Source organism: Shewanella sp. M16 (assembly GCF_018224605.1).
Taxonomy (GTDB): domain Bacteria; phylum Pseudomonadota; class Gammaproteobacteria; order Enterobacterales; family Shewanellaceae; genus Shewanella; species Shewanella oncorhynchi.
The window spans coordinates 1-15,729 of sequence record NZ_JAGTUL010000020.1; the positions used below are offsets into that span (position 1 = coordinate 1).

9 protein-coding genes are annotated in these 15,729 nt (G+C 48.6%); all 9 read right to left on the minus strand.

All coding sequences use genetic code 11. From position 1 onward, the window contains the following. The coding region (locus KFE26_RS14215) for a putative Ig domain-containing protein (protein ID WP_212600795.1) at window positions 1-8,516 on the minus strand (8,516 nt) is incomplete at its 3' end. Beyond that, window positions 8,513-9,373 (minus strand): sulfotransferase, encoded by an 861-nt coding sequence (locus KFE26_RS14220; protein ID WP_212600796.1) that lies wholly within the window; start codon window positions 9,371-9,373, stop codon window positions 8,513-8,515. The genes KFE26_RS14220 and KFE26_RS14215, both read right to left, overlap by 4 nt. A 69-nt stretch (window positions 9,374-9,442) precedes the next feature. After that, window positions 9,443-9,979: a phage tail protein gene (locus KFE26_RS14225; protein ID WP_113941567.1), complete on the minus strand. Its 537-nt coding sequence runs from the start codon at window positions 9,977-9,979 to the stop codon at window positions 9,443-9,445. 11 nt (window positions 9,980-9,990) lie between these two features. Then, entirely contained in the window at window positions 9,991-10,521 is a 531-nt protein-coding gene (locus KFE26_RS14230) for a phage tail protein (RefSeq protein ID WP_212600797.1), read from the minus strand. Between the two features lie 12 nt (window positions 10,522-10,533). Next, window positions 10,534-11,055, minus strand: a complete 522-nt coding sequence (locus tag KFE26_RS14235; protein WP_212600798.1) for a phage tail protein — start codon at window positions 11,053-11,055, stop codon at window positions 10,534-10,536. An 84-nt stretch (window positions 11,056-11,139) separates the two neighbouring features. Continuing rightward, window positions 11,140-11,631 (minus strand): GNAT family N-acetyltransferase, encoded by a 492-nt coding sequence (locus tag KFE26_RS14240; RefSeq protein WP_212600799.1) that lies wholly within the window; start codon window positions 11,629-11,631, stop codon window positions 11,140-11,142. Window positions 11,632-11,909: 278 nt separating this feature from the next. After that, on the minus strand, window positions 11,910-13,049 hold the full coding sequence (locus KFE26_RS14245) for a sulfotransferase family protein (RefSeq protein ID WP_212600800.1): 1,140 nt from the start codon (window positions 13,047-13,049) through the stop codon (window positions 11,910-11,912). Beyond that, window positions 13,049-15,094 carry a phytanoyl-CoA dioxygenase family protein gene (locus tag KFE26_RS14250; RefSeq protein WP_212600801.1) on the minus strand — a complete coding sequence of 682 codons (2,046 nt, stop codon included), beginning with the start codon at window positions 15,092-15,094 and terminating at the stop codon, window positions 13,049-13,051. The genes KFE26_RS14245 and KFE26_RS14250 overlap by 1 nt, the downstream gene beginning before the upstream one ends. Beyond that, window positions 15,072-15,659: an aspartyl/asparaginyl beta-hydroxylase domain-containing protein gene (locus tag KFE26_RS14255; protein WP_212600802.1), complete on the minus strand. Its 588-nt coding sequence runs from the start codon at window positions 15,657-15,659 to the stop codon at window positions 15,072-15,074. Before KFE26_RS14255 ends, KFE26_RS14250 begins: the two co-directional genes overlap by 23 nt. Window positions 15,660-15,729 lie beyond the last annotated feature (70 nt).

Here is a 15,729-nt window from a genome sequence, read left to right on the forward strand (position 1 = left end):
CCACTGAGTAAACCCGTCGCCGCGTTGAAACTCAACCAGCTTGGTTTGGTCACTGCGCTCAGCGTTAAGCTGTCGCCGGTATCGGAGTCAGTTGCAGTCAAGCTGTAGCTGTACGCCGCATCTTGAGTGGCTGCCGTCACCGCCGTCGAACTAATCGTCGGCGCATCGTTGACGTTCGTGACCGTGATACTAAAGCTTTGCTCAGCCGTTAAGCCATCTGTGTCCGTCACTCGTAAGGTGACCGCATGACTGCCCACATCCGCATTGCTCGGCGTACCACTGAGTAAACCCGTCGCCGCGTTGAAACTCAACCAGCTTGGTTTGGTCACTGCGCTCAGCGTTAAGCTGTCGCCGGTATCGGAGTCAGTTGCAGTCAAGCTGTAGCTGTACGCCGCATCTTGAGTGGCTGCCGTCACCGCCGTCGAACTAATCGTCGGCGCATCGTTGACGTTCGTGACCGTGATACTAAAGCTTTGCTCAGCCGTTAAGCCATCCGTGTCCGTCACTCGTAAGGTAACAGCATGACTGCCCACATCCGCATTACTCGGCGTGCCACTGAGTAAACCCGTCGCCGCGTTGAAGCTCAACCAGCTTGGTTTGGTCACTGCGCTCAGCGTTAAGCTGTCGCCAGTATCAGAGTCGCTGGCCACTAAGTTGTAGCTGTATGCCGCATCTTGGGTCGCTGCCGTCATCGCCGTCGAACTAATCGTCGGCGCATCGTTGACGTTGGTGACGGTTATGCTGAAGGACTGGTCAGCGGTTAAGCCATCCGTGTCCGTCACTCGTAAGGTGACCGCATGACTGCCCACATCCGCATTGCTTGGCGTACCACTGAGTAAACCCGTCGCCGCGTTGAAACTCAACCAGCTTGGTTTGGTCACTGCGCTTAAGGTTAAGCTGTCGCCGGTATCGGAGTCAGTTGCAGTCAAGGCGTAGCTGTACGCCGCATCTTGGGTCGCTGCCGTCATCGCCGTCGAACTAATCGTCGGCGCATCGTTGACGTTGGTCACTGTGATGCTGAAGCTTTGCTCTGTCGTTAAGCCATCCGTGTCCGTCACCCGCAGTAACACAGCGTGACTGCCCACATCAGCATTGCCTGGCGTACCACTGAGTAAACCCGTCGCCGCAGTGAAGCTCAACCAACTCGGTTTGGTCACTGCGCTCAAGGTTAAGCTATCGCCAGTATCAGAGTCAGTAGCAGTCAAGCTGTAGCTGTACGCCGCATCTTGAGTGGCAGCTGTGATGGCCGTTGAACTAATCGTCGGCGCATCGTTGACGTTCGTCACTGTGAGATTGAAAGCGGGCAGGCTCGCACTGAGCACTCCATCACTCACACTGATCACAATTGCCGTCGTCGTACCAACATCTGCATTGCTCGGCGTACCGCTCAATGCCCCCGTCGCTGTATTAAAGCTCGCCCACGAAGGTCGATTCGTAATATCAAAGACTAAACTATTACCGTCCGCGTCTGCGGCGGTGGGCATGAAGTTATAAAATGTACCTTGAGCTACATTGGTCGCAGGTGTCCCCAAAATAGTGGGCGCACTATTCACCACAACATCGAAGTTCCGAGTACTGGTATTGCCCGCATCATCTTCGAGCGTCAAGGTGATGGTACTCGTACCCGATCCCAACGCAGTCACAGTCACACTTCTATTAGCATCGCTTCCTGCCAGCACAACATCCGCAAGTGGAACCGCCGAAGTATCTGAACTAGCCGGCGTCACTAGGATATCTGCCGCAGCGGTGACATCATCGGCAATGGTAAATGCGAGTGCCGATGAGCTCTCACCAGGTTGAATGTTTTGATTATCAATTGCAGAAGAAGTGGGTGCGATCGTATCAAGGGTCACAGATAAGGCGCTCGATTCGATACTGCTATTTCCTGCAATATCAGTAGCAACGGCTGTGATGCTATGGGTTCCAGCACTCACGTTCGTCGCGGTGACACTCCAGTCACCACTCCCATCTGCGTTAACAGTGCCAAGCACTCCATCAAGATGGCTGCTAAGGACAATGCCGGCGCCGGCCTCTGCAGTGCCCGTTAGTACGAGAGTCGTATTCTTGGTGATGTTATCCGTTGAACTCACACCTGAATCGCTTGCCGCATCGAGATCAGGTGCAGAAGGTGCGACAGGTGCTGTGGCGTCTTGAGTAATAGTGGGGACATTCTGAGGGGCTGAAACGTTACTCGCAGCATCGCTTGCAACCACGACAAAATTATTGTCACTGTCCGTCGATAATCCGGCGCTCAGGGTCCAAGCGCCCGCCACCACAATAGTGTCATCCAACACAGTCGCGTTATCGGCAACACCGTCATTATTCACGTCGGCATAGAGGCTGATTGTCACCCCATCTTCAGCGTGCGTACCGCTGACCAATGTCGTTACCTGATTGGTGCTCATAGCGCTTGAAGGTGTCGTCACTATAGGATTAACGGGATCCGTCGTATCGACAATCACATCGACACTGCTCCACTGGCTGTAGCTTAGGTCGGCATCATTGCTACCCGCATCCCGCATGGTATCGCCATTTAGCGCTATGCCATTAGCATCGACAATTAACCCACTCGCCCCCGTATTGTCACCCGCTTGAACTGTATATCTATAGGTCAGCACACCACTCGCCGCAGACACAAACACAGCCTGACGAGCCACACCATCGATATCGATCGACAGAGTAGAAAGCGTGCCAGAAACAGTCACATCCTCGGTCAAGGTGACCGTGATATCGATAGTGCTACCGACACCATAATGCCCATCGCTAACGGCGACGACATCCACAGTAGGCACTGCAGCATCTTTCGATATGGTATTGGTCACGGCAGGGCTAGAAACATTGCCCGCCGCATCGGTCAGGGTCAGGCTCACTGTCAGAGTGCCATCTCCTAAGCCGCTCACGTCTATATTGACGATCTGTTGTGACGCACTTGCGACCGCAATAGATCCTGTGACAGGCGTGCCTGAACTACCAGTAATAGTGTAATTCGCGCTGGTTCCGGCCTCCGCACTCGCTAAGGTCAAGCTAATCGCACTTTGATTTGCCTGAGTAACCGACGTCTGGTCAAAACTGACACCCGAAATAGTTGGTGCATCCGTATCGACAGAGTGTGCAGTGCCGGCACTATAAGCACCGAGTGCATTACCCGCATCATCAACAATATCACTCGTTGTGTGGCCTACCTTCAGACTACCCGTACCCGATATGCCATTAACAGTGACGGCAACACCCGTTCCAGAGCTAGCGGAAACGCTCGAAATAGTGCCAGATGCAGTGCCTGTGCTCGCCAGAGCAAAATCTTCCGTCGTCAGACTATTCACTGATTCGCTAAAAGCGAGGTTGAATATCACACTGGCATCCGCTGCGGCACCTCCTGCAGGAGCCGAGCTGGTTATCGAGGGAATTTGTGTATCGAGCGTAAGCGCAAGTGCCGTTGACACCGCACCAGTATTGCCCGCAACATCGGTCGCAGTAGCCGTAATATTATGCGCGGAATTACTGGTTAATGGCGGCGTGGTAAACGACCAATTTCCAGAACCATCTGCAGTTGTGGTACCCAATACAGCATCGATGCTGCTCGTGAGCGTCACAGTACTATTCGCCTCAGCGTTGCCTGTGAGTGTCGGAGTGGTATCGCTGGTTAAATTATCTGTGCTGCTGATCCCGGAATCGGAAGCCGTGGCAAGATCGAGTCCCGAAGGTGCTAAAGGCGCATCGCGATCGACTGTGTGACTTGCGCCACCGGTATAAGCGGCAGTATAGCCATTGGTTCCATTACCGTTACCGGAAGCATCTTGGATATTGGAATTCGCCTTGACATCGAGTCTCAGGCTACCAGTGCCGCTCACAGTATTCACAGTCACATCAACACTTGTTCCAGATGCCGCAGAAACGCTGGCAATACTGCCACTTGCCGAGCCTGTTGCCGTGAGCACAAAATCATCGGCAGATAGATTGCTCGCTACCTCATCAAAACTCACAGTAAACACTAGGCTAGCCGCATTCACTGCGGGTGATCCCGTTACGACAATCCCAGTCACCACCGGCGGTGTAACATCGGCAACGGTAAAGTTCCAATCGGTTTTATTGCTAATCCCAGCGTAAAGGTTACCCGCCAAGTCAGTAATAGCCCCATTGGCGATTTGAATGTAATAACTGGTATTTTCCACTAGATTAGCGGTTGGGTTAATAGTCAACACACCCGCCGTTATCGTTAACTGTCCAGCAGGTGAACCCACATCAATCGTCGCTACGGGCACATCGTCGGTGTTGTAAATAACGATATTACCGCTACCGAGTTGAATACTTTCATTCATGGTCAGCACAAAATTGGCACCAACTGCCACCCCAACATCGCCATCTAAGGGGTTAAAACTCTGTACTGTTGGCGTGGCTGTATCCACGAGAATCGCGGTAGTAGAACCAACCGAGTTAAGCGTAAGCGCTAAATTATTACCCGCACCGTCAAGCAAGGTTCCCCCGTTGGCATCAACGCTAGATGCCAAGCCAATACCATCGGTATCGTTATCACCAGACTGCACTGTATAACTAAAGACTAAATTGGAGGTTCCGGAGCCACTGATATATGGGGCATAACGGGTTATTCCGCCAATAGTCAAGACGATACGCGGCGTACCACCGACCGTATTAACAGTTACATTTTCAGTGCTGCTCACCGTAAAACTCAAGGTTTCTCCAACCACATAAGTATCACCCGCAGGGACCGCGACGCTACTCACAGTAGGCGCTATCGCATCCACTAAGACAGACGAGGTACTTCCGACTGCATTTAAGGTTGAGCTCAAGCTATTACCAGAACTCTCTTTTAAGGTGCCACCATTGGCTTCTATCGATCCCGCGATCGCTATCCCATCGGTATCGAGATCGCCACTTTGCACTGTATAGCGGAAAGTCAATGCGCTGCTGCCAGTACCGGAAAGATAACTGGCATACACAGTGGATGCACCGAGCGTCAATGCAATACGCGGCGTGTCACCAACAGTAATAGCTTCGCTGGTATTGACGGTAAAATCGAGGTTTTGCCCCTCTCCATAAGTCGCATTGGCCGGAACGCTAACACTCGTTACCGCTGGCACCACATTATCCACAGTGGCGTTACTGCTATCTGCCTGAGTTCTGGTATTACCTGCATTATCCGTTACAGTGACTGACACATTACGATTAGTGGTATTAATAGCGCCTGCAACTAAGGTATAAATCGCCGTCCAAGTACCGCTGTTATTGGTTGCCGCGACAGCTGCACCGCCGCCAAACAGGGAGAAGTCAACAGTCACAGCATTCATGGTGTCGTTGTTGTTATCACCACCAGCGGTGTTATTCCAGGTAGCCGTGACTGTATCGCCGGCGATATAAGCGCCCGCAGTACCAGTGCCGCCGGAAATGCCGATATTCACATCGGATACCAATGGCGCAATACTATCGACTGTCGCGTTGCTGGTGTCTGCAGTTGTTGTAGTGTTGCCCGCGTTATCAATCGCAGTAAGACTGATATTGCGGTTTGTGGCATCAATAGCACCTGAGGTAATAGTGTAGGTTGCTGTCCAAGTACTGCTACTATTGCTCGCCGCCACTGCAGCACCGCCACCAAATGCAGAAAAGTCCACAGTAGCACTGCTGATAGTGTCGGTGTTGTTATCGCCACCCGCAGTATTATTCCAGCTGGCGGTTACTGTATCGCCAATTTTATAGGCATCTCCGGTACCAGTGGCACCACTGATGCTAAGACGGTTATCTGTGACAACTGGCACAACGTTATCCACAACGGCATTGGTTGTGTCAGCAGTAGTAGTGTCCCCTTGGGCATTGGTTGCGGTCACGCTGACATTACGACTGGAGGCATCAATCGCACCAGAAGTGAGAGTATAAGTTGCCGTCCAGGTTCCGCTGCTATCCGTCGCAGCCACAGCGGCGCCACCACCAAATTGCGAGAAATCGACAGTCACACCTGTGATTCCGGCATTATTATTGCCGCCAGCGGTATTATTCCAAGTCACAGTGACGGTATCGCCAATTTTGAAGGCTCCCCCAGACCCTGTCCCCCCTGAAATGCTGATATTGCCATCGGTTACTGTCGGTGTGGTTGACGCCGTTAATTGACTGCTATCTGCCGTGGTTAAACCACCAGAAGATGCGCGCAAATTGAAAGTTTCACTACCCGCGCCAGAATTGGTGTAGGTAATTTGCATACTGGTAAAAGTGGATACGCCACTGCTGGGAGTGATAGACACTGTGGCACCATTACCATCGGTATCTCCCGTCCCCGTGATCGTCGCGCTGCCCGCACCGTTAACTTCCGCCAAGGTAATACCTGTAGCATAACCCGTGTCCACAATGCTGTTTGCATCGCGTGCCGATACGATTGGCACAGTAGAGAAAGCTGTGTTCTGACCGCTAATGACGCTAGTAGGTGTAGGTTGAGTATCGAATACCAATTGGGTGGCTACTACATCTGAGGTTACAGAATTGCCATCAACAGTCGGCAAATTTGAACCAACGCCATCCTGATCATTCGCGGTCAGAGTGAATGCTTGCTGATCGGCGGTGGCGGTATAAGTCAGGTTGCTAAATGTCGCCACACCCGCGGTCGCCGCTTGAGTAGCGTTGGTTAAGGTGCCCGCACTGGACTCGGTCAAGGTAAGGGTTTCGGCGAAGTCCACATCGGTATTGCCGAACGCATCACGCGCCACAATAACAGGTTGGGTCGTCAATGCCGCGCCGGAAACAGAACCCGCAGGCTGGGTGGTAAAGACTAGCTGGCTAGCGACCACATCAAGGGTTGTGCCGCTGCCATTGGTGACAGCACTCTGCCCGCTTTCCATTTGCGTACCGCTGCCACCGACCGTGAGGTTGGTATCGCCATCCACACTCAAAATAATAGTGCGATCTTCTGTGAGCGTCGTATTGTCGTTGTAATAGGCATTAACCGTGTAAGTTTCATTGCCCCCGTCAGCAACGGACATAGTCAGGCCAGAGAAGGTAATAGTATCTGCACCAGCGTTGTAAGTACCGGTCACATTGCTGGCATCCGGCCCGTTCAGGCGCCAGGTAATTTTACTGCGCTCGGCATCAGTACTGGTGCCACTAACGTTGACAACAATTTGAGACACTGTGGTCGCAAGACCATCAGAGGTGCCACCGTCGCTGATGGTGAAGTCAAAAACATCCACAGCTTCGCCGACCGAATCAATGGTGGTGGCAAGACCAATAGGCTCAACAACGCCACCAGCTGCGATGAGGGTGGCATCAGAGTTGGCAGGAGGAGTATCTATTGCATTCGCGACGGTGAAACCATAAAACTCAAAGAACTCGGGGCCATCCGTTGAAGAATTACAAGCACTGGCACAATCAAAAAACAATTTAAAGCCTTTTAGCTTAACGCCCGAAAAAGACGCCAATTGTCCTGGTGCAAAGGTAAAGGTCTCTTTAACTCCGCTTCCGTTAACAGTCGAGGAGGTAACAGTTCCGCCATTCTGCAAGTAACCAACAATACGCAGATTAGTAAATTGAGCTGTATAGGCAGGATCAGCAGCCTCGCCTCCCGTTAATCCCGTTAACTCAAATGCAGTGGTATTGGTACCATCTGCGCGCAAATAAAAATAATGGTTAGTGCTAGTCTCACCACCATGCATGTAAGCAAAATTGCCAATGCTACTAGCTAGATTTTGAGTGACGCCATCACCACCCTTAGCGGTTAATCTGAAATGAGTTGTGCTGAGCTGTGCAGTTGCCTGCCCACTCCAACCTACAAAACCATAAGTGCCATTTACAATTGGCGCTAACACCCCTGAAAAATCCCTTAATGCTTTTTCAGAAAACGCCAAAGTAGATTCAATATTTCCGCGGGTAACTTCTAAATCCCAGTCGCCTTGTAATTCGGCATTGCCGGTTAAATTATTGGAGGCGGCAATATCCAAACCTGTGTTATTGCTGATGATATCCAGCAACTCTTCACCGCTGTCATTCGCGGCCAGATCGCAACCGTAAAATAATAAATCGCCACCTTCACGCACCGCGCCTTTTAACGCGGCAAATGCCAACACTTCACGCTGGATTGTCTCCGGAGTAATACGTGAATTACCGAGCAAAATAGCGCCCGCTTGTGCGTGGGAGACCACATGAATAGCAGCGAGATTTTTGTGTCCATCAAGTACATTAATTAATTGCGGTAATCCAGCGATAGAAGAATCTAACTCTACCAATTGAACTCTAGGTTTAAGGGCGCGGCGCAATACCGATTTATCAGCTTCAGCCACTGCACCATCAACAATCACCAGCTCACGCACCGGATGTGCACTCTGGATATCCAATTGATCGCCTGATAAATCAATTAGATCCTGTGGTAGAGAGGTGTCTGAACGCAATAATAGATCGGTCGATGCACTTATCGATGAACTCAAATAGGATCGCTGATAACTCGGCGCTGCAATAGCACCAGCACCATAGAGTCCGAATGGTAATAACAGCGAGGAAAGCCCACTAAGCAGTGCGTGTCTCATGATAAGTGATTCCCTTCATTTTTTGCGTTAGGTGCTACAGGTTTTTTACTTGCAATAATATTGGCTGCAGTGCCAGTACTATCCAGCCAGAAGTCCATTTCTTGATACTTCATAAATAAGTCAGGCGGTAAAATACTGCGCCTACTTTTGTATTCCACTTTCCGCTTAACGCTATGCAAACCTTTGACCCCAAGATTGTGGTCAAACTCATTTTCAGCATAGTCGACATTATTAAAATCGTGATCGAATTGCGGTTCGCCAATAAAACGATAGATTAACTCCAGCGTGCGTGCCGGATGCTGGGTAAGCAGATCATAATCCACTAATAGCAAGCGATCAGAAAACTCGCCGTAATAGGCTTCCTTGAGTGCGGTCCATGCACTTCCAACCGCACCACCAGCATTGATTAATGACTCGCAGCGGCTATACACAGTCTGACGCGAGGCCGCATTGAACATACGGCTGTAATCAAATGGGTTTTTACGGTAAATCACTTCAAAACTATCCATAATCCAAGCCGGATTGCGCACACAACAAATCACTTTAAAATCATCAACCAACTCTACCAATTGATGTAGACGGGCAGTCCAGTGACGGTTGGTGTCGAAAATAACCGGATGATTTTTATCTTGGTAATAAGCATCAATTAATGCCCGACAAATGACCTTACGTTTATGTTCATCGAAAAATGAATAGGACTCACTACCTGCCCCCATTTGTTCGAGGGCACCATTCACAAGCCCCGCTACAGGGCTACTGATAGCCGCATGAAAGCGTGGATTTTGCCGAAGTATACCTGCGAGCAGCGTCGAGCCAGCACGCGGTAAACCTGAAATAAAATGTAATTTGTTTGGCATTAATGTGACTTACTAATTAAAAATATTTATTAAAAACTTCCCGACAAACATGCCGGGATCATTCATCAATTAATTGCGTGCCGGAAATACACCATAAAGGGCAATACAATAATTCAATGCGATAAATGGCTGACGGTTTTCATGGGGTAGACCACCACCATTTAGACCTAAAGTCTGTGGTGCCATAGTGGTATTTAATGTACCTGGTGCTGCCTGCATATAGTTGACTATGCCACCACCACGTCCATCCTTCGCAAGATAGGTATTCGCTGCCGGAGAAGGCAAAGTCCCCTGATTATTCAAACCGGTCAGCGTGTGGTTGTGTGCTGGCATTTCAGTGGAGATCAGCGTCACCCCATTTTCACCAAACTGTTCGCCCCAATCCCAGGTTCTCAGCCCGGGGCCCTGACCTACACCAACTACGGTCTGCCCCTGCAAATTAGGCAATTGGAACGTGGTTGTACCATTGCCACCATAAGTAATTCCGATAATTGAAAACAACGCGGTATTACTTGCGATTGACAATATTTGGCCATTACACAGCGCCCAATTGTGGGGAGCGAAGCTGAATGGCAACAAACGGATTTCACCTATAAATGGATCCATAATTTCGCTCCTTAATTACGCGATGGGAAAATGCCTTCAATACATATGATGTAATTTATCGCTGTAGTAGGCATGATGTTATTGTGTGGTTGTGTTCCCCCTGAGGCTTGCACACTGAGTGCATTCATAACTTGGGGATCGGCACCGCTAGATGGCAAAGGAGCATAAATATTATCGGTATTACTGTGGGCAAAGACATTACCCATAGGGCTAGGTGATGTGGAGGGACTTGCAGTACTCGCCGACAAACTATGGCTGTGTGAAGGTATTTGCGGCGTTAATAAGGTAATGGATTCAACACCAAACTGCTGACCGATAACACGGGGAGTCAGACCAGGGCCATTACCCTGCCCAACCGGAAGGCGACCGCGCAAATCCGGCAATTGAAATGTTGTTACCCCATCACCACCATAAGTGGTTCCGATAATTGCGAAAAGAGTGCTTTGCTCACTAATACTTAATAGCTGACCAGCGCACAACATCCAACCTCTAGGTGCAAAACTACCCGCAAAAAGACGGATATCACCGATATAAGGATCCATAGTGATTCTCCTCTAGTTACGTGAAGGGTAAATGCCTTGAGTGGCAATGCAATAATTCATTACCAGTGAAGGCTGACAGTTTTCATGGGCTTGATTGCCGCCGGTACTGGATACAGTTGCAGGGTCCAACGCTTGTAAACTTGCAGCGGACCCATACAAATTGACCTCACCTGCTGCATTTTTGGCGGTGGCAATATTATTGCCTGCAAGCAACGTGGTATCGCCCGCCGTAGAACTGGCCATCACAAGGTGATTGTGTACTGGCAGGTTGTTAGGTACTAGGGTTACATTTTCAACACCCGCCTTACTGCCCTGAGGCAAACCTGCACTAACATTAGAGTGAACTGGTACGCGGCCACGTAAATCCGGCAACGCAAAAGTATTGATACCGTCGCCACCGTAGGTCGTACCCAAGAGTGAAAAAAGCGCTTGGTTGGTGTTGATGGGCAATAATTGCCCTGCACACAAAGTCCAATACTTAGGTGCCCAGTTGTATGGGAGAAGCTTAATTTCTCCGAGAAAAAAATCAGACATCCATGACTCCTTAATAAAAATAAACCTATCTATACATCATCTGTTTGATTACACATGCTTTCCTCTTCCCTCAAACAACACTACCTATGGTGATGGCCACGATAGCCACTCTTGAGTAGGTGATATTTCAAAAGGTAAGAAACCCAAGCGAAGGTATAGCTGTTTGGCACGCATATTTTGTCGATCAACACTCAGACTCACACTCGCCTCTTTTGCTTGGGCATAGGCTTTTACCGAGTCCAAAATGACTGAACCATAACCATAGCCACGAAATTGCGGTGCGATGACAAAGTCGACGATATGCACACCGTTAGTCGATGGATTAAGTATGATTTTGCCAATAGAAATTGATTGATACTCAATGATCAGAGTCATGGCTTGAGGATATTGGGCTGCGTAACCCGCTTGCTGTAAGCGGTATTGTTGTTGCACTAACAACTCTCGTTGCTGTGGGGGAAGTGGTAATAGAGACAGTTCCGTCCTTGCAGAACAAAATAGTGAAAATACAAAAGCATCGTCATTTTTATACGCATAACGCAATGAATAGGCTTTAGGTAATACTATGTCTTCTACCATCAAATACATTCCCTGTAGTAAGTAACTCTAACAGCGCTTTATAGTTCTTTAATTCGTCGTGGCATCTCGGGGTTAACGGACAAAAAACTCGACAAATCGAATGACAGGTTTAAAGAGAGACTCAGGGAAATGCGTTCGCAGAATAAAAAAGGCTAACGACTTGGAAGTACATGGTTGCATTTTCCATCCCTAGAATAAAAACGTTAACTTGCTGATATTTTTTAATATAGATAGTTGGCTAAAGCTAGTTCACATCACACAAAAATACAAGATTTATGTTAACCTTTAGTTTCAAAAAGGTGAAGATTAGACCAGTTACAATAACGGTGGATCTGTTCTTTTTGCTTAGCCGAAAAAAAACTTTGTTTAGATTGTGAATCTGCTACAAAGGGCTGCGTGGCTGTTTTAGCATGTATTAACTGACATTGTTCGACTTGGCTGCACTCTTCTTTAGAGAGAGCCAACGAAAACCAGTTTGCGATTTTATTCGCTATCGCGGGTAACAACTCCTGATAATCCACGACCATCACTTGGTTACGCTGACTCATCTCTAACCCATAACCCAATAACAAGCGCAATACCTTACATTGATAATCCAGTATCGACTCCCCCTCCTCTGGTACTGATAATTCACGGAATAAAGGTCGAGACGGTTGTCGCACCATATGATATCCAGCAGACTTTTGCTGTGAGGCTAAGATCTCGACGGGGTCCCTAAGTAGCAATAACACGGGAACTTGAGGATAAAGTGATAGGATCAATGGCCAAAACTGCAAATCCCACGCATTCCATTTAATCAACAAATGCTGTTCAGGATGAAACAACTGACCTTGGGTATTAATGCAAAATATTAAAGCTGCGCGTCTTTCAGTGTCTGATAGGTTCCTATCCAATAGCACTTGAGTCAGCAAAGGCGATTCAGATAACGCCCTGCATTTAGATAACCCCGCAAAACTGCGCGACACTAAGGTAGATCCACAGCGAGAGAGGTGAAATATAAATCCGGCAGGCTGCACTTGTTCTACTAGCCCAGAAAGATTTGGCGCAGGTAACAGAGCAGTTTGGGGTTTGATCAAGGCGGACAATAACTGACCCCGCACGGCAGAAATATGCTCCGAGTAGAAAGGATGAATCGGTTTTTCTGCGGCGGACATCCACTCTAATACTCTGCGTTTAGGGTCATAGTCTGCTGGCGCCCAAAACTGGCAGAAGAGTGAATAATCCGGCTCTATCCTTTGTCGATTACCAGTATGCAAGATGGCCAGTAACGTATCATCGCCACAGTCTGGTAAGTACCAAAAAAGCCGCAAATATTGGCAAAAGTTGGTGAGAGTCATAACCTTGCCAAGCTCCCTCAGGGCGGCTGGATTATGAACTAACAACCAATAGCGTTGCTGTTGTTCTTTAAAATCAACCATTAGGAAGCCATAGGGTAAAAGTTAATGTATTGCACCATACGCGGTAACGTCCCACGATTAGGACTGGCGCCGTGGGGCAAGGCATGGTGCCAAATGATTAAATCGCCCGCTTTAGCCGCTATAGGTTTTACTTGCCAGCGATGCCAATCCTGTTGCTGAAGCTCAATATCAGGCTTGTTCTGTTCGAGAAGCCACTCCTCTATCTTGAGATGAAATCCGGGGACACAACAGAATGCGCCTTGTTCGGCACTGGTATCGGTTAAATAAATTAACCCTTGAGTCGCAAACTTAACGGGTAGCTGTAGCGGCATATCCCAGTGCATATCCGGACCGGGGAAATGCCAAGTTGGCGTTTCAGGTGGATTAAAACTGACTCTATCGGTTGTCATAACTAAATCAGTTCGCTGCCACAACCGTTCAAACACTTGACGGATTTTGGAGACTTGTCGATTCGCATCTAGTTGCGGATGGCGAAACAGTTGTAGCATGATTTTCTGCATAAACTCATGAGGTTGATACCAAGTGGTGGGATCTTGTTCATTGGCTCCTAACTGCTGCCAAATAAAATCTCGAGTTGCGGCGCATTGCTCTGCCGTGAGTACTTGCGGGATCACTAAGTAGCCTTCACTTTGCCAAAAATTGAGTTGTGACTCACTGAGTACTGCCGCCGGATTTGAGTCTTCAACCTCCGCTGAATTGAAGTCTTCGACTTCTGGTACAGTGACCGATGGCGTTAATCCATGGAAAATAGCGCCTAATTGCTGATTAATCCCTGCAATATCCGCGGCTGTCAGCTTGGCGATTTGCTGAATGTAAGCAACAAAAGCTGACTGATGATCGTTTTGATATAAAGCTCTTAGACCCGGCTCTAGCCCTATTCCACAAAGATCCAGCAAGGTTTTATCTAAGTGCCATTCATTAGCCAGTTCAGTGAATGGCACTCCCCGTTTGCGTAGCTGTATCTTTTGCCAAAGCCGCTGCAAATGATAAATGCCTAAGCAGCTCAGATCGTCACTCGACACCAGCACTGGTTTTTGCTCTATAACATCAAACACAAAATCGGGATGAGTACCCTGCTCATATCGAAAAGCAAGGCATGAGAGTGGCTTAAGCCAATGTTCACGTCGATATCGAGGTAACGTGAGTTGAGATTGGTATTCGCTCAGCGTGGAATTACCATAGACTTGAACGGAAGTCGTGAACTTAAGCGTTACCGCACTCGGGGTGAAATCGGGGAGCAGTAAAGTACCAGCCAAGAAGCTACGGTCTCCACTGGCAAGTAAGCGCGCAGTTTGCAGGTTGAGTGCAAACAAAGGTCCTAAATAATGCGTCTCCACAAAATCCTGCACAGTACGACACTCAAGCCAAGCGTCTAACTCAATATTTTGCGGGATGAGCACACCATCATCTGCAAGATACGCCTGTAAATGGGTAAAAATTTGCACTTGCGGCTCCTGTTGCAACAAGTGCTTCATGGTTTCGGAAAGAATCACATCAAACTTTACGACTGTATTTGGCTGCCAAAGCGTGGCGTCCGCACAGGCACTCTCCACCACACGATCAGCCAAATCAAAGTGTTCAATAAGCTTGGTGACTTTATCTAACGAGGCTTGATGAATGTCGAGCAAGGTCACTTGAATTTGACTCGCAGAAAATAACGGCAGCAGAGGTAATAATAACCAAGCAAAAGGCCCAGTCCCCGCATATAAGATGTTCACAATCTGCCCGGGATGAGCCTTTAGACGATCTTGTATTGCTTGATAAATCCCTTGTATAAAGACTCGACCCCGTTCGGGATCTTCGGCACACTGCGCCGCGGTAGTGAATGACACCGCCTTACCAAAAGGCGTATGGCTCGCCTCAGTATCCAAAAAAGACTCGGGGTGTAACTCCACTGCCGCTATTTGGCACAACTGCTTCAGCATGGGATCAATGAGCCGTTTAGACTCCCCTGCTGAGGTTGACAGCAGTAGCGCATTAGCAAACTGAGTTAATACAGCTACATCCAAACTATGCCCTAATTCAAGCTCTGATCTTTGCAGCATCGATTAACTCCCTTAACCAAGTGTTGACCTCGCAATCAATCACTAAATTGATCCGCGCATCCTGCCCTTTATTTTCAACCCAATGGACTTGGTCGGCATTAATATACCAAAGCTCTCCGGCCTGCATGGGTACACGTTTATCGTCCACGTAAAAGTTGAGTTGCTCATTCGTTTGCAGTGGCAAATGTAATCTTGCCTCGCCTTGTTCTAGGCAGAGTCCTTGATCTCTATGGGGTTTGATTTCTGCCCCCGCATGTAAGCGCATCAAACGCACGGATTTCACTGGGCAGGCTAAGGATTGCAGAAAATGGCATAACGCAGGGCTCGATTCGAGTTGAGGCAAATCTTGCCAGTGCTGACCAGTAGAAATTGAGAAGGCTTGCAAGATAGGATGAACACCGCGATACTCTGCAGCACAGCGTAAGACGAGAACATCCCACCCCCCCATATAATCACGCTGATTTACATGGGGTAACCAGTCTTGTTGCAGCAAAGCATTCAACTCTTGCTGTAAACTAAGGGAGTTTGAAACTTGAGCTAATAGGGCAAAAGAACAGATATCCATATCCAACCGCTTAATTTTCAGACTAAAAATAATTAATCATCCAAGACTAGCACAAAGATTTAAGCATACA